This window comes from Dehalococcoidales bacterium, from assembly GCA_028716225.1.
GTDB lineage: Bacteria > Chloroflexota > Dehalococcoidia > Dehalococcoidales > UBA5760 > UBA5760.
Map to the genome: position 1 here is coordinate 98,133 of JAQUQE010000004.1, position 19,833 is coordinate 117,965.

The following is a 19,833-nucleotide window of genomic DNA, read 5'->3' on the forward strand; positions in this document are numbered from 1 at the left end:
TATCAGGGAATTCTTTTTACCCGAGATGCCAAGACAGCCTTATCTATTGCTAATCAAGCGTAGCCGGGGCCGTTTTGGGCAGGATATCGAGGGGTATCACCGGCGCTTTCTTTATCCCCGGCTTGGCTTTAGCCGTAGCCTTTTCCTGTCTAGGGGCGGCTTCCGTCCTGGCCTTCCTTACCGGCGTAGCGACGGTCTTGCTGAGCAAAGCCTCGAGCTCCTCACCCTCCAGAGTCTCCTTAGCGATGAGCTCTTCGGCAATCTTTATCAGTTTCGGCTTGTTCTTGGTTAGAATCTTCCTGGCTACCTGATAAGCATGATCAATGATTTGATGGACCTCATCATCAATCTCTTCAGCCACCTTCTCACTGTAGTTCCTCTGTTCGGCAATTTCACGACCAAGGAAGATTAGCTCCTCCTTGTGACCGAAGGTTCGCGGGCCCAGTTTATCACTCATTCCATAATCGGTAACCATCTTGCGGGCGATTACCGTAGCACGCTCGATATCGTCGTAAGCACCGGTGGTCATTTCATCGAAGATTAGTTTTTCTGCCGTATGACCGGCGAGAAGGGTGGCCAGCATATCGTTAAACTGAGAGCGTGTCATCAGGTAGCGATCCTCTGCAGGCAGCTGCCGGGTGTGGCCGAGCGACATACCGCGTGCCACTATCGATATTTTATGCACCGGGTCAGCGTTGGGCAGCATCTTGGCAACGAAGGCATGTCCGGCCTCGTGATAGGCAGTGATTTCTTTTTCCTTGGGGCTTATTCTGCGACTCTTTCTCTCCGGACCGGCGATTACCCGGTCGATGGACTCCTCGAGCTCATTCATGCAAATGGTCTCATTACCCCGACGGGCCGCCAGAATAGCCGACTCATTAACCAGATTGGCAAGGTCGGCACCGCTGAAGCCGGCAGTCTGTTTCGCCAGCACTTCGAGGCTGACTGTTTCCGCCAACGGCTTGCCATTGGTATGAACCTTCAGGATCGCAGTCCGTCCGTTAATATCAGGTCGGTCCATGACTACCCGGCGGTCAAAGCGCCCCGGACGCAACAGGGCCGGGTCAAGTATATCGGGCCGGTTGGTGGCAGCGAGAATGATCACATTGGTATTGGTGTCAAAGCCGTCCATCTCGGTTAGAATCTGGTTAAGGGTCTGTTCCCTTTCGTCGTGACCACCACCAAGTCCGGCACCGCGGTGACGGCCCACGGCATCGATTTCATCAATGAAAATAATGCAGGGCGTATTGCGTTTTGCTTGCTCAAAGAGATCTCGCACTCTGGAGGCACCAACGCCAACAAACATCTCCACGAACTCGCTGCCGCTGATTGAATAAAAAGGTACTCTGGCCTCACCGGCGATGGCCCGTGCCAGCAGCGTTTTTCCGGTACCGGGCGGCCCTATCAGCAAGAGCCCTCTCGGAATACGAGCGCCCAGTTTCTGGAACTTCTCGCGCGACCTGAGGAAATCGACAACCTCACGAACCTCCTGCTTCGCTTCATCTGCCCCGGCGACATCGTCAAAGGTTACTGTCGGAGTGTTAGTGGCCAGCAGCCGGGCCCGGCTGCGACCAAAGTTCATTGCCTGGCTGTTAGCACCCTGCGCCCGGCGGAACAGGAAGAACAACAGACCACCAAAAATGATTAGGGGAAGGAAATTCAGCACCATACTGCCCCAGTTAATGCCTGATGGAGTTACTTCCCAGTCTACTCCTTCCAGGTTAAGGCCCAGTTCCCTGAGGTCAACCAGGCTCAGGGCTCCGATTACCGCTTTTAGCTCCGTGCCGCTAGTGCTGGTAATCAGTAATGCCTCGCCATCCACGACAATCTTCTCAATCTCCCCGTTCTGGGACATAGCAATCGCTTCTTCTGTACTGATTTCCTCCGGTTTATCATCTGCCATCGGTAAGAAAGAGAAAAGGGCTATTGCAACGCCCAGCATAACTATGAATATTATCAGGTTACGGTTTAAGCCAAAGTTCATTCTGTGTCCTGCCTTATGGTCAGCTATCCTTTTTCACTACCTGATAAGCCAACCTCAGGTTCATTATACCAGAAATAGCCGTAAACAGGGAAACCAAGCGGTTTGCCTCATTTCTATCACTATGGCCGGTTTTATCCTGCCGGCTCTTGCCCAAGTAATCATTCCGTCTGGAGCAGTCTGCTATAAGTCTCCTGCAGTAGAAGGGCATCTGACTCCAGGTTGGGACTTTCGCAGATGACCAACCCCTTGATGCCATAGTCCCTGAAAGCACGCAGAAGTTCGACATAATCCAGGTCAGACTCTTTCAGATTCAGGTGATTCAATTCGCCCTTCTTCCCGTAGGCAATACCAGAGATGTGGATATGCATATTTCCCAGGGCAGTTTGCCCCAAACGTTCTTTGACCTGTTCCAGGATAGTGCAAAACTCGGGGTAGGAATTAGACTCCCCCGTCCGGGCATGCCAGTGGGCAAAGTCCAGGCAGGGAGCCAGCCCTTCCAATTCACTGCTTAGCTCAAATATTTCGTCCATTGTTCCGAACTGAGCAACCCTACCCATAACCTCCGGTCTGATTAAGACCCGATTATTCTCACTCTTCAACCGATCCAGGGTTTCTTTCAGGTATTTCTTGACAGTCTGATAGACCTCACCAGGAGGGTTACCTAGGTAAAAAGCGGGATGGAAGACAACGCTTTCCGCCCCGCAGAGAGCGGCAATGCGTGCTGTTGCCAGTAGCCGCTGCTGGCTGGCTTTTATCTTTGCCAGCTCGTGGGCGTTAAGATTAATGAAGTAGGGAGCATGGGCGGACAGCCTTATCCCCGCTTTAGCGGCTGTCTCGGCAACCTGGTAGGCAGTCGCTTCACTCATCTTGACCCCCCGAACGAATTCCATCTCCATACAACCGAGCCCAAGCTCAGCGGATCGCTCGATTCCGCAGACCGCAGACCGCAGGCTGGTGCTGTGAGGAATACCGGCAGTACCAAAAAGCAACCCCGCCATCTATTTCCATCTCCCTCTTGATTATCCCGAATATGATGGTATAGTATATCACAACCGCAATTAATTAACGGAAAGGGGATCAGGCATACTTGTACCGAGCAATCGGCAGATAAAGGGCTTGATAAAATGGAATAAATTAGATACACTAATGGTAGTTGTACCCTGGTGATTCCCAGGGTTTTATTTTAGCTAACATAACAACTTACTTTTCAACTCAAAGCAAGAAAGATAAAAGGAGTGCCTCGAGATTTGACAGGTGAGTTGGAGGAGGTCAGTGTGACTGAGAATTTTGATATCCTTCGTTCTCGATTGGAGAGCGAGCGTGAACGCTTAAACCGTGAACTGGAGCAGATGGAGGCCAACGCTCTGGTTACGGATGAGAGGCGTGAGGGTAGTCCTTTCGGCAAAAGAGAGGAGGAGGCTACCGAAACCGCTGAGCTAGAGACCAGGTTAGAGATGGAGAAGCGTACCAAGGACCAGTTGATGGCGGTTGAGAACGCCCTCGATAAGTTTGCAAAAGGAACCTACGGCTTGTGTGAGGTTTGTGGTAACCCGATACCCCTGGCCCGATTGGAGGCGCTTCCTGAGGCAAGGCTGTGTTTGGATTGTAAGGCTGGTCAAGCAAAGAGTGCGAAAGGTTAGTAATCTTCGGGGTGAGCGGTGGCAGAATATCGCCTTTTCCCTTATCGCTCTGTCGCTGGTACTCGCAGATCAGTTCAGCAAAGCGTGGGTAAGGTCTAACATAGCCGTGGGGCAATCAGTGCCGGAGGGGGCTTTTCTCCACATAACCCATACCCAGAATACCGGCGCTGCTTTCGGCATCTTCCAGGGTCATGCTCCTTCTCTAACGGTAGTCAGCTTTATCGGTGCCGGTATCATTCTGGTCTATACCTTCTATCTGTGCCGCCGTTTTACCTTCTTGAATAACATCATAAGCAAGGGAGCCCTGGGTGCAATGCTCGGCGGTACGGTGGGAAACCTGATCGACCGAATGACTCTGGGCTATGTTACCGACTTTATCGGTGTCGGTACCTTTCCCACCTATAACATCTCCGATGCATCGATAACCGGCGGTGTCGGTGTCTTTGCTGGCTCTTTGATATATCTCCTGGTCAAAGAGAAGCAAGAAGCAGACAGGAGAAACGAGGCGGACTGCCATCAGATTTGAGGACTATCAACATATCCGGAACGATCAACGAAACCCGCTAAAGAAAGGATCGGTTGCAATTCTGCCAGTATACAGGGACCGATCCGGCTGGCGATTAAGTTTTCTTCAAGACGCTACTCCTTTACCTATTCCCGGTAGAAGCTGGTATACTTAGTGAAAGTGTGCCGTTTTGTTGATGAACCGTGTTGAGTAAAGAATCTCGCTTTGCCGCCAGTGAACCGGGTTTACGCCTCGACAGGTATATTGTTGAGAAATGCCCCGGGATTTCCCGGACCCAGGCACAGAATCTCATTACCGAGGGGCTGGTCACGGTCAATAACCACCTGGCTAAGGCCGGAACTAAGCTCGACGTTGGTGATAGAGTAAATATCACCCTGCCCCCTTCTCCCCAACCCCCGCTGCCTGAAGCCATCCCGCTCGATATTATCTATCAGGATGATGATCTCCTGGTCGTCGACAAGCCGGTTGGACTGACGGTCCACCCGGCACCGGGACACCAGAGCCACACCCTGGTTAACGCCATCCTCAACCATGTTCCCAAACTGCCTGAGAGCGATTTGCTGCGGCCGGGAATCGTACACCGGCTGGATAAGGACGCCTCGGGGGTTATGGTGGTAGCTAAGAATAGCCGGGCCCAGCTTGATCTAATCGGTCAGTTTAAGACCCGTTCGGTGGCGAAAGCCTACCGGGTGCTTGTCAAAGGGCAGCTCACTCCGGATAACGGGGTCATCGAAGCACCTATCGGTCGTGACCCACGTAACCGGAAGAGGATGGCAGTGGTGGCAGAAGGTAAAGGCAGGGAGGCGCGCACTCACTATCATGTTATCCGGCACCTGGCAGGTTACACTCTGATTGAGGTGAGGCCGGAGACCGGCCGTACCCATCAAATCCGGGTCCACCTCTCCACAATCGGTTATCCGGTAGCTGGTGATAGAGTCTACGGTTCGAGGACTGACCCGTTGCCGCGGCTTTTTCTCCACGCCTGCCGGCTGGGTTTTAAGCTGCCTTCCACCGGCGAGTACGTTGAGTTCACCTCCAACCTGCCGCCCGAACTGGAGCGGGTGCTGGAGGATATCGGCTGAAATCTTGACACCTAAAGTGCTAGAATACTAAGAGTTTTGATAACAGCGAAATGAGAGTTTTCAGATGACCAAACAAGTTAGAGTACGTTTTGCTCCCAGCCCCACCGGCTACCCCCACGTCGGCAATATCAGGACCGCCCTGTTCAACTGGCTCTTTGCCCGCCATAGCGGGGGCAAGTTCATTGTCCGCATCGAGGATACCGATGTCGCCCGCAAGGTTGATGACGCTCTGGAGGCCATTCTGGAAGGTCTTAAGTGGTTGGGGCTTGACTGGGATGAAGGCCCCGAGGTAAAGGGGGACTACGGACCATATTTTCAATCACAGCGTCTCAGTTTATACCGTGAGGCAGCCGAGCGTTTGATCAGGCAAGGGGATGCCTATTACTGCTACTGCTCCTCCCAGCGCCTCAAAGAGATGCGAGAAGAGCAAGCCAGGCGCAAGCAGCCGCCGGGATACGACCGGCGCTGTCGGAATTTAAGCGAGGCGGAGCGGGCGCAGAAAGAGGCGGAGGGGATTACGCCGGTAGTCCGCTTCAAGACCCCGCTCGAGGGAAGCACCAGGTTCAACGACCTCATCTGGGGCGAGGTAGTGTTTGACCACAGCACCATCGACGACCTGGTGCTGCTTAAGTCGGACGGCTATCCAACCTATCACCTTGCCAATGTGGTCGATGACCATCTGATGGAGATAAGCCATGTCCTGCGGGCTGAGGAATGGCTGTCCAGTACTCCCCGCCACCTCCTGATGTATCAGGCCCTGGGCTTCGAGCCACCGCAGTTCGCCCATCTGCCCATGATATTAGGGAATGACCGTGCCAAATTGAGTAAAAGACACGGTTCGGTCTCGATAACCGAGTACCGTGAACAGGGCTATCTGCCCGAGACAATGCTCAACTTCCTCGCTCTGCTGGGATGGTCTCTCGACGACAAGACCGAGATATTCTCCCGTGCCGAGCTGATCGCCAGTTTTTCCCTGGATAGGATCAGCCGTACCGGGGCTATTTTCAACCAGGACAAGCTCAACTGGATGAACGGGGCATATATCCGCAGCCTGAGCCTCGAAGACTTTACCCGACGGGCGCTGCCATTCCTAGAAAAAGGCCTGCCCGACAAGGTCAGGCGGCCGTTATCTATCAAATATGTCAGGCAGGTTATGCCCCTCGTCCAGGAGCGAGCCCGCACCCTGGCCGAGATCCCGGAGCTGACCGACTTCTTCTTCACCGATGAGCTGGACTATGAGCCCGGCCTCTTGATAGTCAAGAAGATGAACCGGGAGTCATCCATCCAGGCGCTGTTAGCAGTCAGGAACAGGCTTGAGCACCGGCAAACCTTTGATACCACGTCTCTGGAGACGGTGCTCAGGCCGCTGGCTGACGAGATGGGGCTGAAGACAGGGCAACTCTTCGGTACGCTGAGAGTAGCTATTACCGGGCGGATGGTGGCGCCGCCACTTTTTGAAACAATGGCAGTCCTGGGTAAGGAGCGTTCGATGGACCGGGTTAGCGCCGCTTTGAGCAAGCTGCGCAGCCTATGACATCTCCTACCAGATAGAACAAGGGGGTTATGACTTGAAGACTATTGCTATTTCGGGCAGCCCGAGAAAAAACGGAAACACGGAGTTCTTAAGCCGGCACGCTTTGAAGGCAATCGAAGAGGAGGGAATAGCGACCGAGCTTATCAGCCTGGCCGGTCTGGACATAAAACCCTGCAACGGCTGTTATGCCTGCAAAAAAGAGGAGTCATGCCCTATTGATGACGACCTATGGCCAGTATATACCAGGATGAAGGAGGCGGATGCGATCATACTTGCCTCGCCGGTCTACTTCGGTTCGGCGACAGCCCAGATCAAGGCGCTCATGGAAAGGACCGGTTATATCACCTATTGGAACGGCCGGGCTTTTGAGGGTAAGGTGGGCGGCCCCCTGGTGGTGGCGCGCCGGGCGGGCAAGAACTTTACCCTGGCCCAGTTGACCTTCTGGTTTCAGGTCATGGGGTGTTTTGTACCCGGTTCTACATACTGGAATGTTGCCTTCGGCAGTCACGAGAAGGGTAACGTGGAGCAGGACGAAGAAGGCATGAGAACAGCCTGGAACTTTGGCAAGAACGTTGCTTTCCTGCTGAAGAAGGTAAAGGGTTAACCTGCTTTGCCATGGGAAAGTACCCGCTCAAGAAGTATCCCGTAGTCGGCGCCTGCTGCCTCGACTGCGGTCTGTGTCCGAGATATTACACCGAGGGTTCCTCAAGGTGTCCCGGTTGTTGCGGACCGGGCTTTGAGCAGAAGCACCCGTCCTGCGGCTTTATCATCTGCTGCGTAAAGCAGAAAAGTCTTGAGACATGCGCCGAGTGCAGCGACTGGAGAGATTGCGAGAGGGTAGCCGGGATTCTCGGTTCGACCAGGCATCAGGACTCCTTCATCTCCTACCAGCCGGTTGTGGCCAACTTTGCCTTCATTGAGAAGAATGGCATCAGGGAATTCGTGCGGCGGGAAAATGAAAAACAGGAAATTCTCCGCTATCTCCTGGCTAACTACGACGAAGGCCGCTCCAAGAGCTTCTATTGCACCGGCTGCCAGGTGTTACCTCCGGACAGGCTGAGAGAAGCCGTATCAGGGATAGAAACGGGAATAGCCGGGGGTAGCGGAATCAAAGAAAAGGCCAAGGCTATCAGGACGGCAATTATCCATCTAGCCGATACCCTAAAGATCGATTTGGGGTTGAGGAAGTGAGGGGTGGTTAGACAGTGGAACCGGGTTATATTGCTCTCTACCATTCCGGTGAGCTTGAGCACCGAGCCCGGAGACTTGAGACACGGCTGGCTTCCTGTGACATCTGCCCCCGGGAGTGCCGGGTCAACCGGCTCAATGAAGAGACGGGTTTTTGCCACTCCGGTCTGCTGCCCATAGTATCCTCATTCTGTGCCCACCATGGAGAGGAGCCGGCCATTTCCGGAAGCCGGGGCTCGGGAACGATATTCTTTGGCAACTGCAATCTAAGGTGCGTTTACTGCCAGAACTACCAGATAAGCCAGGACTGGCAAAAGCAGAGATCCAACGAAGTAGACTATCACACTCTCGCCGAGAACATGCTCTATCTCCAGGACGAGATTGGCTGCCACAACATCAATCTCGTTTCTCCGTCGCACTTCGTGCCGCAGATAGTCCGTGCGCTTACGGAGGCAGTGCCGATGGGCCTTAAACTGCCACTGGTCTACAACACCAACGGCTACGACTCTGTTAAGACCCTGGAGGAGCTTAGCGGTATTGTCAGCATCTACCTGCCGGACCTAAAATACGCTTCCGATGCCTACGCCAGTCAGCTCTCGGAGGCTCCGGACTACGTCGCCCGGTCCCGTCAGGCCATCAAGGAGATGTACCGGCAGGTCGGCGGGCTCGTCACGGATAAGTCCGGGCTGGCGCAGCAGGGGCTAATCGTCCGCCACCTTATCCTGCCCAACGGACTGTCCGGCAGCCGGGACTCGCTTACCTGGCTGGCCAAGGAGACCTCCAGACGGGTTGCCATCAGTGCTATGTCGCAATATCACCCCGTACACCGGGCTGATCAGTTTCTCCTCCTCTCACGCAGCATATCGCCGTCCGAATACCAGGAGGTGCTCGATATAATGGAGGAGCTGGGGCTTAAGAAGGGTTGGACACAGAATATGGACGCTCATGAAGACTATTTCCCCGACTTTGAACGCGAGGGACATCCGTTCCTATGATCGATACGGCGGGTCAGAGTGGTTGAAGCACGCCTCGGTTTACCTTTTGCGCTTGGTGAAGGCAAAACGTATTTTTAGACCGTTACGTTTTTCGTCCTTCCTATTGACATTACTGATGAAGGTCTTCAGGTCGGGAAGCTGTTTCTCAGTCATTGTGATTTCCTTTTCTGTAGGTTGCGTAATCTGAAATTAATTGTAGCATATCCCCGAAGGTGAGGCCAAATCCGGTTTAGGTTATCCGTCTTTATCCATCCCGTGAAAACATCCGCCCTCCCTCTTGTCTTGAGTTTGGCACCCGGGGCAGAAGTAGGTGCCGCGGTTGCGAACGGTTATCCGCTCAACAGGAGTGCCGCAGACCGGGCAGAGCTTACCGCCAAGACGGTGGGCGACCCGGAACTGAAAGTGGGCGGTGCCCTCTTCACCACCAGGGCGGTAGTAGGTATCCACGCTGGCCCCTTTATGGTCAATCGCCGCCGAGAGCACCTCTCTGATGCTCCGATATAGCCTGCTCACTTCTGCCATAGTCAGGCTACCCCCCGGTCTTAAGGGGTGGATTCCGGCGGAAAACAGTGACTCATCGGCATACATATTACCGATACCGGCGATCAGATCCTGCTCCAGGAGCAGCGCCTTTATCGGTGCCTTGCGGTTTGCCAACAGCTCAGCCAAGAGATCAGGAGTAAAGACATCCTCCAGTGGTTCAGCCCCGAGCTTCGTCTCGAGGTTGACTAAGTCCCGGGTAAGCCACATCACCCCGAACTTACGCGGGTCGCGGAAGTGTATGTCCAAATTACCGTCCAGGTGGATTATGGCACGGACAAACTTTTCCGGGTCAGCCAGGACCGGCTTCAGCAGCAGGGACCCGGTCATTCTGAGATGGATAATCAGCATCGTGCCGCTACCAAGGTGAAAGATGAGATATTTGCCGCGCCGGCTCAGTCGGGTTATCTCCTGCCCGATAAGGCAGGAGCGGAATTCCTCTACCGAAGGCCTAAGGACTATCCCCTCCCAGTTAAGAGTAATACCGGTAACACGACGTCCGATAACATGGGGGATAAGCTCATTCTTTACCGTTTCTACTTCAGGAAGCTCAGGCACTTTCCTTCTCCATCTCTCCCCAGTTGCTACCGGCTTTAATATCCACCTTGAGCGGCACATCGAGCGCCATAGCGGTAGACATCACCTGCGGCACAAGCCGACGCATTATATCCATCTCCTCACCGGGTACCTCAAAGATAAGCTCGTCGTGAACCTGAAGCAGCATCTTGCTCTTCAGCCGGTGATTAACCATCTCCCGGTAGAGATTGACCATAGCCACCTTTATAATGTCGGCCGACGTACCCTGTACCGGCATGTTAATTGCCATCCGTTCAGCGGCTTCTCTCACCTGTCGATTAGATGACTTGATTTCAGGTATAAAGCGTTTCCTGCCCAGCAAAGTCTGGACATAGCCCAGTTCCCTCGTCTGCTTCTTGGTCGACTCGAGATAATCCATTACCCCGGGATACTTTTCAAAGTATGAGGTGATGAACTGTGCCGCCTCCTGCCGGGACAGCTCGGTTGCCTGCTCCAGTCCGTAATCGCTCATACCGTAGATGACCCCGAAGTTGACCGTCTTGGCCAGACGACGCATATCCGGCGTTACCCCCGAGGCATCCACTCCGAAGAGCTGAGATGCGGTGGCGGTGTGGATATCCTCATCCCGGCTGAAGGCTCGCAGCAGCCCCGCATCACGGGACAGGTGGGCCAAAGCACGAAGGTCAATCTGGGAATAATCACCGGCCAGAAGGTAAGAGCCGGATGGGGCAATAAAGGCTTGCCTTATCTCTCTACCCACTTCACCGCGGACCGGGATATTCTGCAGGTTGGGTTCATTGGACGAGAGCCGCCCCGTCGCCGTCCTCGTCTGGTTGAAGCTGGTGTGCACCCGGCCTGTCTCCGGGTTTACCAAGGTCGGCAGAGCATCAACGTATGTGGACTTGAGCTTGGCTAACTGGCGGTAGTCCAGTATATACTCTATTACCGGGTGGACGCCACGCAGTCCCTCCAGTACGGAAGCGTCGGTAGAATAGCCGCTCTTTGTCTTCCTCGCCGGCGGCAGCTTCAGCTCCTCAAAAAGTACGGCGCTCAACTGCTGGGATGAGTTTATGTTGAAATGGTGTCCGACGCCGTTATAGATGTCCTTCTCCAGCCCGATTAATCGCTCGCCGAGGCGGTGGGACATCTTCCTGAGCCGTCCCACATCCACGGCAATCCCGTTCATCTCCATACTGACCAGTACAGGTATTAGCGGCATCTCGACCTCAGAGAAAAGCTGCCACAGACCCTGCCGCTGCAACTCCGGGCGCAGCAGTTCTGCCATCCGTCCGGTGATGTCAGCATCAGCGCAGGCATAATCGGCGGCTTTACTCACTTCAACGCTTGACATAGGAATCTGCTTGCTTCCCGAGCCGATAAGGTCGGTAATCGGAGTCATCTCTATGCCCAGACGGCCGAAGGCGAGGGTTTTCAAGCCCAGGGATTTCTCACCAAGCAGATAGGCAGCTACCATGGTATCGAATGTCAGGTTAGCTACCTCTACTCCGTGCCTGGCCAGTACTATGATATCGTACTTACCGTTGTGGGCAATCTTAGCTTTGGAGCCGTCCGCCAGTACCGGCTCAAGTCCGCTAATTACCTGCTCGATGGGAAGCTGTTCCATCTGTCCCAGGCCAAGATGGCCGACCGGGATATAGCAGGCCTCGGCCGGGGCCAGCGAGACAGAGATACCCACCAGTTGGGCGGACATCGAATTTAAGCTGGTTGTCTCCGTATCAAAAGTAAATGATTCGGCTTGCGAGAGGCGGCCTAGAAGTTCGTTCAACGCCCGGCCGCTATTGACGATGTGATAGGCTGGCTCAGCCGGGAGCTTGCTTTCGGTTTGTACAAGCACTTCGGAAGTCGCCTCTCTCTCCTCCGCATCGGGCAGTTTGGGTAGGAGGCTGAAAAACTCCAGCTTGCGGAAAAGCTCGGTTACCTGCTGGCGGTCGTAACGGTCGACCCGGCATTCGTCAAGGTTTAGGGTAAATGGTGCATCGGTAATAATAGTGGCAAGCTCCTTACTCTGTCGGGCGATGGCTTCGTTCTGTTTCAACAGGGATTGGAGTTTGGGCGGGCTTACCCGGTCAATACGAGCGTATATCTCTTCCACGCTACCGAACTGATCGATAAGCCTGACAGCCGTCTTCTCACCGATGCCGGGGACGCCGGGGATATTGTCGGACGGGTCACCCTTTAACCCTTTCAGATCAGTGATATGCCCAGGACTGACGCCGTACTTCTCAATTACCGCCGCCTCATCGTAGAGCATGGTATCTCCGAAGGACCGCTTCGGGGCAAATACCTTTACTCTCGGCGATACCAGCTGCATAGCATCGGCATCACCGGTAACGACGATTGTCTCGAAATCCTGCTCGCTTGCCTGATGACTGAGAGTGCCCAGGGCGTCATCCGCTTCATAACCCTCAAGCTCAAAGACGGGAATACTAAAGGTCTTTACCAGTTCCCTTACCCTATCCATCTGGCCGACCAGCTCCTCCGGGGTGGCCGGGCGGTGCGCCTTGTACTGATCGAAGAGCTGATGTCTGAAGGTAGGGGCTTTCTTATCAAAAGCAATGGCACAGTGGGTAGGTTTTAGCTCGCTTATTGCTTTCAGCAGAATCAGGGCAAAGCCGTAAACGGCACCCACCGTCTCACCGGTCTTGCTTACGGTCAGCGGGGGAAGGGCATGGAAGGCACGGTGAACCAGAGCATTACCGTCAAATAGCACCAGAAGTCTTTTCTCCATAGCCTCATTATAGCAGAGCAGGGTTGATTTGAGTTAGCGGATTTAATAAAACCCACCCCCGATTTCCCGATGCTGGAACGACACCGAGTCATGAATCATCGAACATTGTCTTAGCAGGGATATCTGATGTAAAATCTTAATTCCCTTAGTGTTATCATGTAAGAGGTGACATGCCGTGTTTTCCACAAAGACCGGGGCCGCCCGGCTTTTAATTACTGTCGTCATCGGCCTGATAGTGCTGAAGGCAGTGGCCGCCTGGCTCAGCGGCAGTCTCAGTATCCTTGCCCAGGCTACCGATAGCCTGCTCGACCTGGTGGCCGGGATAGTCACCTTCTTAGCCCTCCGCATTGCAGCCAAGCCGGCCGATGAGGAACACCCCTACGGACACGGCAAGTGGGAAGATGTGGCCGGTATGGTTCAGGGTATCCTGATCACGGTTGCCGGCGGCCTGATAATCTATGCATCGGTACAGCGGATACGGACCGGCGCTGCCATTGAGATGGCTGGAGCCGGCATAGTGGCAATGGCCATCTCCGTAGCAGTAAGTATCTTCCTGTCCCGCCACCTGTTAAAGGTGGCCAGGAATACCGGGTCGGTAGCCCTGGAGGCTAACGCCAACAATATCGCCGCCGATATCTACTCGGCGCTGGCAGTGCTGGCCGGATTGTTGGCAGTGAGACTGACCAACCTCAGCTACATTGACTCTGCCGTGGCTATCGGAGTAGCCGCCTACATCATCCGGCTGGGTTACCGCTCAATATCCAGGTCTCTGGCAATACTGGTTGATACCAAGCTATCAGCAGAGCATGAGGAGGTGATAGAGGCCTGTCTGAGAAAACACAGCGTGGATGTGGCAGGGTTTCATAAGCTGCGGACGCGCCACTCGGGAAGCCAGCATTATATAGACCTTCACCTGGTAGTTAATAAAGCCCTCAGCTTAGAGCAGGCTCACGACATCTGTGACCGAATTGAGGAAGAGATACAGGGCAGGCTTCATGGTACCAACGTAACCATTCATCTCGAACCGTGCGACGGCAGATGCGAGCAGTGCCATACGGTCTGCTCCAGGAATGATGCCGGTGCCAGCCGGCTGATCGAATAGTGAGCAACGCGCAGGTCATATAGAACCAGTTCTTGCTCCCGTGTGGAAGGCTTCGCCTAGCGTAATAGATTGAGTGCGAAAAGAATTATTGCCCCTAGAACAAGCAGCACCGTTCCGCCTACCGGCTTGGAGTACTTCACATAGCGGTCGCTAAATCTGGAGTTGATGGCAAAGGCGGCTCCTCCGAAGATAATACGGAGAGCGAACAATTCTCTCCATCCTGTTCATAGTCCTCTTTCTGGACTCTTCACCCTGAATCTCACAGACAATAGCCCCCTTGGTTCTTATAAATTCCATTATATTCAGTATTCCACCGCCGAGGGCAACTAGTCCAACCGCTATCGTTACCAGCCTTACCGTTACCCCCAACTCCATCATAACTCAATCACTCATATTCCGGATATCACCGGGATTAGCGTTATCTTAATCCCATCTATCCTGTATGTCAGGTAAGGGTATACCTTCCTTGAAGCCAATCTGAGGCTTCTGCTATAATCTCGATGTGATAATTGATTTCCACACCCATGTCTTCTCACCCCGGATAAAGAAAAACCGCGCCAGGTATATTGATGCCGACCCGTCGTTCGCCCTTCTTTACGCCAAGAAGGAAGCTAAGCTTGCCACCACCGATGAACTCATTATCAGAATGGATGAAGACGGGGTTGATATGTCAGTCATCTTGAATATCGGCTGGACGACCCATGAGCTTTGTGTCGAGACCAACGACTACATTCTAGAGTCAATCGCCCGCTATCCCGACCGTCTGATTGGTTTCGCATCTGTGCAGCCGCAGTCCACCGAAGCTGCCATTGCTGAAATCGAGCGCTGTGCCAAAAGCGGGATAAAGGGGATTGGGGAACTCAGGCCGGATATGCAGCTAATCGACCCAGGCGATGCGGCGGTGATGAGGCCGTTTGTTGAAACCATGGTAAAGCATAAGCTAATATTACTCACTCATTCCTCTGAACCGATCGGTCACCAATACCCGGGTAAGGGAAGCGTTACTCCGGAGATACTCTATTACCTGATTGAAAACTATCCCGAACTGACCGTAGTCTGTGCCCACTGGGGCGGGGGGCTACCCTTCTACGCCCTGATGCCTGAGGTAAAGCAGGCAATGGGGAATGTCTTCTTTGACACAGCGGCTTCGCCATACCTGTACCTTCCTCAGATATATCATCAGGTCAGCCAGCTCGTCGGCAGCGATCGGATTCTATTCGGAAGCGATTACCCTCTGCTGGCACCCAGCCGCCTGCTGAATGAGATTGACTCCCTGGGCCTGCCCGAAGAAACCAGAGGACTTATCCTCTCCGGAAATGCCCGCAGGCTACTCGACATCAAAAGTAAAAATGAGTAGGGCTTAGGTTTGGAGCAGATTCGCTCTTTTATTGCGATTGAACTACCCGGCGACCTGAAGTTACAACTGGAACACCTTGAGGAACAACTGAAAGCGAGTAAGCAGCCATGGGTAAAATGGGTCAGTCCGGGCAGTATTCACCTGACGCTGAAGTTCCTCGATAGCGTACCTGTTGATAAGACCGGCGAAATAACCGGGGCGATAGCAGAGGCAGTACGGGGAATTACCCCCTTTCAACTTAAGTTTGAAGGGCTGGGGGTCTTTCCCAATCTCAGAATGGCTCAGGTAGCCTGGGTAGGAGTAAGCGGAGAAGCTGAAAAACTCAAGCGACTTCAAGGACAGATTGACACCAGCCTGTCCCGGCTAGGGTTTACTCCTGAGTCACGGCCCTTCACACCGCACCTGACCATAGCCCGCATCAGAAGTCAGGCATCACCTGACGAAAGGATCCGCTTCGGGCAGCTTATCGCCGACACCAAATTCACCGCTTGCAGCATCGGGGTAGACGGCATCAGTCTGATGAAAAGCCAGTTGAGCAGGGAAGGGGCTATCTACAGCCGGATTAGCCTGACCAAGCTGGCAAAATGATACGAGCGACTGTTGTAAACCAACAACCGTCCAGTGTATACTGAATAAGATTAATTTCGGTTGGGAGGTGGACTTAATGGACCAAGTTTACTGGCCTAAATGTCAAAAGTGCCAGAATGGAGACCTGGTACCCCTGTCTGATTTTGGCAGTCAAGGAGCAGCTATCCACTACAAAGCCTGGGTTTGTACCAATCCTGATTGCGGTTTTAACCTGAAAATCAGGAATGGCGACGTATATATTAACGAGCCTATCATGAGCGGAGCGACCCACAATACCCGGTCCCACTAAATGCTGGAATAATCAATTCCTGAATCCGGATTACGGACTGTAGGTGGCAGCTGTGCTTTCTCAAGCAGCTAAACTCAAAAGGGTAGCGCTTGACTTGCTTTTCCCTAAGTGGTGTGTAGGCTGCGGCAAAGAGGGTAGCTTCATCTGCGATTCCTGCTTCCAGTCGCTGCTACGGATCATGCCGCCGCTTTGCCCGCGCTGCGGCAAGCCCCAAGCCAGCGGAATACTTTGCGCCAACTGTGTTAGCTGGCCGGCGGCAATAGATGGCATTCGTTCCCCCTTTCAATTCCACGGGGTGATGCGTAAGGCCATTCACCAGCTAAAATACGGAAACCTCAGAGCTATATCCGAGCCGTTGGCAGGACTGCTAAGCAACTGCCTCACCAACCATCGCTTGCCATCAGAGGTCCTGGTCCCGGTACCGCTGCACTCAAAGAGACTGAGGGAACGCGGTTACAATCAGTCCGGGCTGCTGACCCGGGAACTGGCTAAACTGACCGGACTGCCGGTAGTAGATGGGTGTCTTATCCGGGAGAGGCTGGCTCCTCCTCAGGCCAAGACACAAAACGTTAAAGAACGTAGAGATAATGTGGCCGACGCCTTTACCTGCCGGGACCATCGGCTGAAGGGCAGTCAGGTATTGCTCGTAGATGATGTCACCACATCGGGAGCCACCCTTGATTCCTGTGCCGCAGCGTTGAAAGATGCCGGGGCCGCATCGGTCTGGGGGCTGGTTCTGGCAATAGAGATTTAGCAGCATGGATAAAAGTGGATAATACTATTATTGTATCGGGAGTTTAAAGATATGGAGTTAATAATAACCGCTAAGAATATGGAGATATCGCCGGAGGTACGCAGCTATATCGAGCGAAAACTGGGTAAGCTAGAACGTTATTTACCCGATGCCGCCGAGGTAAGGGTAGAAATCTTCGAAGAAAAGACTAAGTCCCCCCAGCAGCACTTTGTGGTGCAGGCAACAGTAAACGGTAGCGGCACCAAGCTCCGCAGTGAAGAAAGAGCGGCTGACCTGTTCACCGCTATCAACCGGGTAGTTGCCGTGACAAACCGGCAGATAACGCACCATAAGGAGAAACGGGATGACCGGCGTAAGGGCAGCCTACCGGGCCGGAATAAACCGGATGTTGAGGGAGAGACAGCACAGCCCACGGCCGGGGTAGTCAAGGTCAAACGTTTTGCTGTGGAAACGATGCCGGTTGAGGAAGCCATCTACCAGATGGAGGCTCTGGGACATGATTTCTTCCTCTTCCTCAATGATGGTACGGGGAAGATCAATCTGCTATACCGCCGTAAGGACAATAACTACGGAATCATAGAGCCCGAGGGGGTATAACCAAAGGCCAGTCCAGTTGCCGGGGTAGGTAAATGGCAGAAGGGATAAAAGGTATCATATTTAGTACCAGGATGGGTTGGATGGGGATAATGGGTTCGGCGCAGGGGGTACTAAGTATAATCCTGCCCCGGTCCTCCCGGCAACAAGCCCGGGAGCTATTGGGCAACCGGATAAGATATACTCCGGCCCCACCCCACCTTTTCGATGACCTGGTGGAACGCCTGAAGGATTATATTGACGGTAGACGGGTGGACTTTCCCGACCGGCTCGACCTCTCCGGAGCCACACCCTTCCAACATGCGGTATGGGAGACGACCAAGCTTATCCCTTATGGTGAGACCAGGACTTACGCCTGGGTGTCCAGACAGATTAACAAGCCAAGGGCAGCCAGGGCGGTAGGACAGGCTCTGGGTAACAATCCGTTACCTATCATTATTCCCTGCCACCGTGTCATTAGAGGTGATGGTTCTCCCGGCGGCTTCAGTAACGGCATCGAGATAAAAAAGCGCCTTCTTTCCCTAGAGAACCCGGCTTTCACGTTCCCGCCTCGTTCTTAGTTTCGGAAGGCAGCCTCGTATTCCTCAATCAACCCTTCTCCGGCAAAGCTGAAGTAGGTATTATCGCCGATTATGATATGGTCCAGTACCTTAATCTGCATAACACCCGCCGCATAGACCAGGTCCCGGGTCACTTCCCGGTCACTCTGGCTAGGTACCGGGTCTCCCGAAGGGTGGTTATGAGCAAAGATCAGTGAGACCGCGTTATGCTTTATGGCGCCTTCGATAACCTGCCGGGGAGATACAGCACTACTGTTCACCGTGCCCTGAAAAAGATCGGCGGTTTCAATAATCTGATTTCGGCTGTTCAAGTAGATAACCTTGAATACCTCCTTCTTAAGATCTCTCATTGAGTGGTAGAGGTAGTCAAAGATTTCCCGGGATGACTGATAGACCGGCCTATCAATAAGCCTCTCCTTGAGAAATTTCCTGGCTGTTTCCTGCACCAGCTTGATGCCGAGGACATTATGAGGCCCGATGCCGGCTATCTCCTCCAGTTCCTCCATAGAAGCCTCCAGAACGCCTCTTAGGGTCTTGAACCTCTCGATAGCTCCCTTAGCCTGCTGCTTGCAGTCCTTACGCGGTGAGCCCAGGGTTAACAGTAGCTCCACAATCTCGTAGTCCTGGAAACCGGTCAGGCCCCCCTGAAGAAACCTCTCCCGCAACCTTTTTCTGTGCCCCTGCGATGTATCTTTTGCCGGCATTTTTACTGTTTCCTCGTGCTACCGTGTTATCAAAGGCTTCCGAATGAGTCGGTTCTATCCGACCGGAGATCTTCACCGTCCACCCGATCCGTAGCTTGGCGACGGGAAGTGTTTACGGTACATTCTACATCTTTCGTTGGCGCAGGACCAGGCTACTATCCTGGTAAAGAAAACCATCCTCTTGGCTTTGATCGGGTACACCTCGGGGTGACCGCAGAAAGGACATAACGGCGTGCCTCTCGGCCCCCTGCCGTGTATACGGTATTCGTCTTCTCTCTTCGGCACCTTAGCCTCCATCGTCCCGGCAAGACCACTGCGTTTTCCCGTTAATCATTAATCGATGCCGCAAGCAGATAGCCCCCCTTTTGTTAGTAGTATACACCACGCACCTTCGTGCTTGCCAGACTGCCTTCTCATCATCAGAGTCCGGCGATATGATATAATATTATGATTATGACATAAGCTCGTTTGTACAGGCATGGTCAGCCTGTTAAGATGGAGTGATGAAGCATACCCCGGAAGAAAAACAAAGGTACGTTGACCAGTTAAGGGCTTCGATCGAGGAAGGGGAGCGGTTGGTGAAGGGCAGGGGGCAGTCAATGAGCCCCATCCTGATGGACGCCAGGGGCATTGACGGCCACCTGGTACTTCTGGAGAACGGCATCCGTATCAAGCGTAGCGACCCGATGGTCTTTCTGACTCAAGGGATCAAGGGGGACAAGGAAATACCTTTCTCCCAGATAGCATCAATACAGATCAGAAAGGCAGGGACCTTTGCCAACGGCTATATCCGGTTCTCTCTCATCGAGGGAGTGGCAACAGAGAGGCAAACAAACGATACCAGTCGGGAGGAGAATACGGTAACGTTCAAGGCTGCCCAGCAGTCAGCCTTCGAAGGCATCAAGACAGTAATCGAGGCGAAGGTGGCTGCTGCCAGAACGGCTGTTCCCAGAACGACTGCTCCCCACCTACTCCACGGGGCGGCGCCACAGACGTTTTCTTATATCGACGAGCTGGAGAAGCTGGCATCGCTTAAGGACAGGTGTATAATTAGCGAGGAAGAGTTCGCTGCCAAGAAGCGGCAGATACTGGGGATATAGAAAATATACG

22 protein-coding genes are annotated in these 19,833 nt (G+C 53.5%); 15 read left to right on the forward strand and 7 right to left on the reverse strand.

Translation table 11 applies throughout. The features are described 5' to 3' along the window. Positions 1-49: 49 nt before the first annotated feature. Both ftsH and PHI12_04085 read right to left on the reverse strand, forming a co-directional pair. Positions 50-1,984 (reverse strand): ATP-dependent zinc metalloprotease FtsH, encoded by a 1,935-nt coding sequence (ftsH, locus tag PHI12_04080; GenBank protein ID MDD5509969.1) that lies wholly within the window; start codon positions 1,982-1,984, stop codon positions 50-52. A 158-nt stretch (positions 1,985-2,142) separates the two neighbouring features. After that, positions 2,143-2,982, reverse strand: a complete 840-nt coding sequence (locus PHI12_04085) for a TIM barrel protein (GenBank protein ID MDD5509970.1) — start codon at positions 2,980-2,982, stop codon at positions 2,143-2,145. A gap of 276 nt (positions 2,983-3,258) precedes the next feature. Here PHI12_04085 and PHI12_04090 point away from each other — a divergent pair, with 276 nt between their 5' ends. The 7 genes from PHI12_04090 (at position 3,259) to PHI12_04120 (ending at position 8,949) form a co-directional block, all read left to right on the forward strand. Beyond that, positions 3,259-3,624, forward strand: a complete 366-nt coding sequence (locus PHI12_04090; GenBank protein ID MDD5509971.1) for a TraR/DksA C4-type zinc finger protein — start codon at positions 3,259-3,261, stop codon at positions 3,622-3,624. Beyond that, positions 3,611-4,150, forward strand: a complete 540-nt coding sequence (gene lspA, locus PHI12_04095; GenBank protein MDD5509972.1) for a signal peptidase II — start codon at positions 3,611-3,613, stop codon at positions 4,148-4,150. The genes PHI12_04090 and lspA overlap by 14 nt, the downstream gene beginning before the upstream one ends. A gap of 185 nt (positions 4,151-4,335) precedes the next feature. After that, entirely contained in the window at positions 4,336-5,232 is an 897-nt protein-coding gene (locus tag PHI12_04100; GenBank protein MDD5509973.1) for an RluA family pseudouridine synthase, read from the forward strand. 64 nt (positions 5,233-5,296) lie between these two features. Next, on the forward strand, positions 5,297-6,766 hold the full coding sequence (gene gltX / locus PHI12_04105) for a glutamate--tRNA ligase (GenBank protein MDD5509974.1): 1,470 nt from the start codon (positions 5,297-5,299) through the stop codon (positions 6,764-6,766). Positions 6,767-6,800: 34 nt separating this feature from the next. Then, positions 6,801-7,370 carry a flavodoxin family protein gene (locus PHI12_04110; protein ID MDD5509975.1) on the forward strand — a complete coding sequence of 190 codons (570 nt, stop codon included), beginning with the start codon at positions 6,801-6,803 and terminating at the stop codon, positions 7,368-7,370. 11 nt (positions 7,371-7,381) lie between these two features. Then, positions 7,382-7,957: a DUF3795 domain-containing protein gene (locus PHI12_04115; GenBank protein ID MDD5509976.1), complete on the forward strand. Its 576-nt coding sequence runs from the start codon at positions 7,382-7,384 to the stop codon at positions 7,955-7,957. 14 nt (positions 7,958-7,971) lie between these two features. Then, a complete protein-coding gene (locus PHI12_04120; protein MDD5509977.1) occupies positions 7,972-8,949 on the forward strand; it encodes a radical SAM protein in 978 nt (325 codons plus the stop codon). Between the two features lie 234 nt (positions 8,950-9,183). Here PHI12_04120 and mutM read toward each other — a convergent pair whose 3' ends face one another. Together mutM and polA are read right to left on the reverse strand one after the other, a co-directional pair. Beyond that, complete coding sequence (gene mutM, locus PHI12_04125) at positions 9,184-10,047, reverse strand: bifunctional DNA-formamidopyrimidine glycosylase/DNA-(apurinic or apyrimidinic site) lyase (protein ID MDD5509978.1); 864 nt, start codon at positions 10,045-10,047, stop codon at positions 9,184-9,186. Continuing rightward, the gene (gene polA, locus PHI12_04130; GenBank protein MDD5509979.1) at positions 10,040-12,775 is read right to left on the reverse strand and encodes a DNA polymerase I; all 2,736 of its coding nucleotides are present in this window, start codon (positions 12,773-12,775) and stop codon (positions 10,040-10,042) included. The genes mutM and polA overlap by 8 nt, the downstream gene beginning before the upstream one ends. 175 nt (positions 12,776-12,950) lie before the next feature. On the opposite strand from polA, the gene PHI12_04135 reads away from it, so the two are divergent. Next, complete coding sequence (locus PHI12_04135; protein MDD5509980.1) at positions 12,951-13,877, forward strand: cation diffusion facilitator family transporter; 927 nt, start codon at positions 12,951-12,953, stop codon at positions 13,875-13,877. A 150-nt stretch (positions 13,878-14,027) separates the two neighbouring features. On the opposite strand, the gene PHI12_04140 is transcribed toward PHI12_04135, so the two are convergent. Then, positions 14,028-14,255 (reverse strand): hypothetical protein, encoded by a 228-nt coding sequence (locus PHI12_04140; GenBank protein ID MDD5509981.1) that lies wholly within the window; start codon positions 14,253-14,255, stop codon positions 14,028-14,030. 124 nt (positions 14,256-14,379) lie between these two features. Between PHI12_04140 and PHI12_04145 the strand changes: the two genes are divergently transcribed. From PHI12_04145 to PHI12_04170, 6 genes are all read left to right on the forward strand, one after another. Then, positions 14,380-15,234, forward strand: a complete 855-nt coding sequence (locus PHI12_04145; GenBank protein ID MDD5509982.1) for an amidohydrolase family protein — start codon at positions 14,380-14,382, stop codon at positions 15,232-15,234. Between the two features lie 9 nt (positions 15,235-15,243). After that, complete coding sequence (thpR, locus tag PHI12_04150; GenBank protein MDD5509983.1) at positions 15,244-15,822, forward strand: RNA 2',3'-cyclic phosphodiesterase; 579 nt, start codon at positions 15,244-15,246, stop codon at positions 15,820-15,822. Positions 15,823-15,898: 76 nt separating this feature from the next. Then, positions 15,899-16,111, forward strand: a complete 213-nt coding sequence (locus PHI12_04155; protein ID MDD5509984.1) for a hypothetical protein — start codon at positions 15,899-15,901, stop codon at positions 16,109-16,111. A gap of 52 nt (positions 16,112-16,163) precedes the next feature. Next, positions 16,164-16,865, forward strand: a complete 702-nt coding sequence (locus PHI12_04160) for a ComF family protein (GenBank protein MDD5509985.1) — start codon at positions 16,164-16,166, stop codon at positions 16,863-16,865. Between the two features lie 51 nt (positions 16,866-16,916). After that, positions 16,917-17,462, forward strand: a complete 546-nt coding sequence (raiA, locus tag PHI12_04165; GenBank protein ID MDD5509986.1) for a ribosome-associated translation inhibitor RaiA — start codon at positions 16,917-16,919, stop codon at positions 17,460-17,462. 32 nt (positions 17,463-17,494) lie between these two features. Beyond that, on the forward strand, positions 17,495-18,019 hold the full coding sequence (locus tag PHI12_04170; protein MDD5509987.1) for a methylated-DNA--[protein]-cysteine S-methyltransferase: 525 nt from the start codon (positions 17,495-17,497) through the stop codon (positions 18,017-18,019). On the opposite strand, the gene radC is transcribed toward PHI12_04170, so the two are convergent. Next, on the reverse strand, positions 18,016-18,723 hold the full coding sequence (gene radC, locus PHI12_04175) for a DNA repair protein RadC (GenBank protein MDD5509988.1): 708 nt from the start codon (positions 18,721-18,723) through the stop codon (positions 18,016-18,018). The two genes, PHI12_04170 and radC, sit on opposite strands and share 4 nt — an antisense overlap. 72 nt (positions 18,724-18,795) lie before the next feature. Beyond that, positions 18,796-19,008 (reverse strand): hypothetical protein, encoded by a 213-nt coding sequence (locus tag PHI12_04180; protein MDD5509989.1) that lies wholly within the window; start codon positions 19,006-19,008, stop codon positions 18,796-18,798. A gap of 218 nt (positions 19,009-19,226) precedes the next feature. Between PHI12_04180 and PHI12_04185 the strand changes: the two genes are divergently transcribed. Then, positions 19,227-19,823, forward strand: a complete 597-nt coding sequence (locus tag PHI12_04185) for an SHOCT domain-containing protein (protein MDD5509990.1) — start codon at positions 19,227-19,229, stop codon at positions 19,821-19,823. Positions 19,824-19,833: the final 10 nt, after the last annotated feature.

Excerpts from the sequence above, each read along its gene's own strand:
- PHI12_04085 (MDD5509970.1), bottom strand. The coding sequence starts at position 2,982 with ATGGCGGGGTTGCTTTTTGGTACTGCCGGTATTCCTCACAGCACCAGC.
- PHI12_04170 (MDD5509987.1), top strand. The coding sequence starts at position 17,495 with ATGGCAGAAGGGATAAAAGGTATCATATTTAGTACCAGGATGGGTTGG.
- PHI12_04185 (MDD5509990.1), top strand. The coding sequence starts at position 19,227 with ATGAAGCATACCCCGGAAGAAAAACAAAGGTACGTTGACCAGTTAAGG.
- PHI12_04155 (MDD5509984.1), top strand. The coding sequence starts at position 15,899 with ATGGACCAAGTTTACTGGCCTAAATGTCAAAAGTGCCAGAATGGAGAC.
- PHI12_04140 (MDD5509981.1), bottom strand. The coding sequence starts at position 14,255 with ATGATGGAGTTGGGGGTAACGGTAAGGCTGGTAACGATAGCGGTTGGA.
- ftsH (MDD5509969.1), bottom strand. The coding sequence starts at position 1,984 with ATGAACTTTGGCTTAAACCGTAACCTGATAATATTCATAGTTATGCTG.
- PHI12_04115 (MDD5509976.1), top strand. The coding sequence starts at position 7,382 with ATGGGAAAGTACCCGCTCAAGAAGTATCCCGTAGTCGGCGCCTGCTGC.
- radC (MDD5509988.1), bottom strand. The coding sequence starts at position 18,723 with ATGCCGGCAAAAGATACATCGCAGGGGCACAGAAAAAGGTTGCGGGAG.
- raiA (MDD5509986.1), top strand. The coding sequence starts at position 16,917 with ATGGAGTTAATAATAACCGCTAAGAATATGGAGATATCGCCGGAGGTA.
- gltX (MDD5509974.1), top strand. The coding sequence starts at position 5,297 with ATGACCAAACAAGTTAGAGTACGTTTTGCTCCCAGCCCCACCGGCTAC.
- polA (MDD5509979.1), bottom strand. The coding sequence starts at position 12,775 with ATGGAGAAAAGACTTCTGGTGCTATTTGACGGTAATGCTCTGGTTCAC.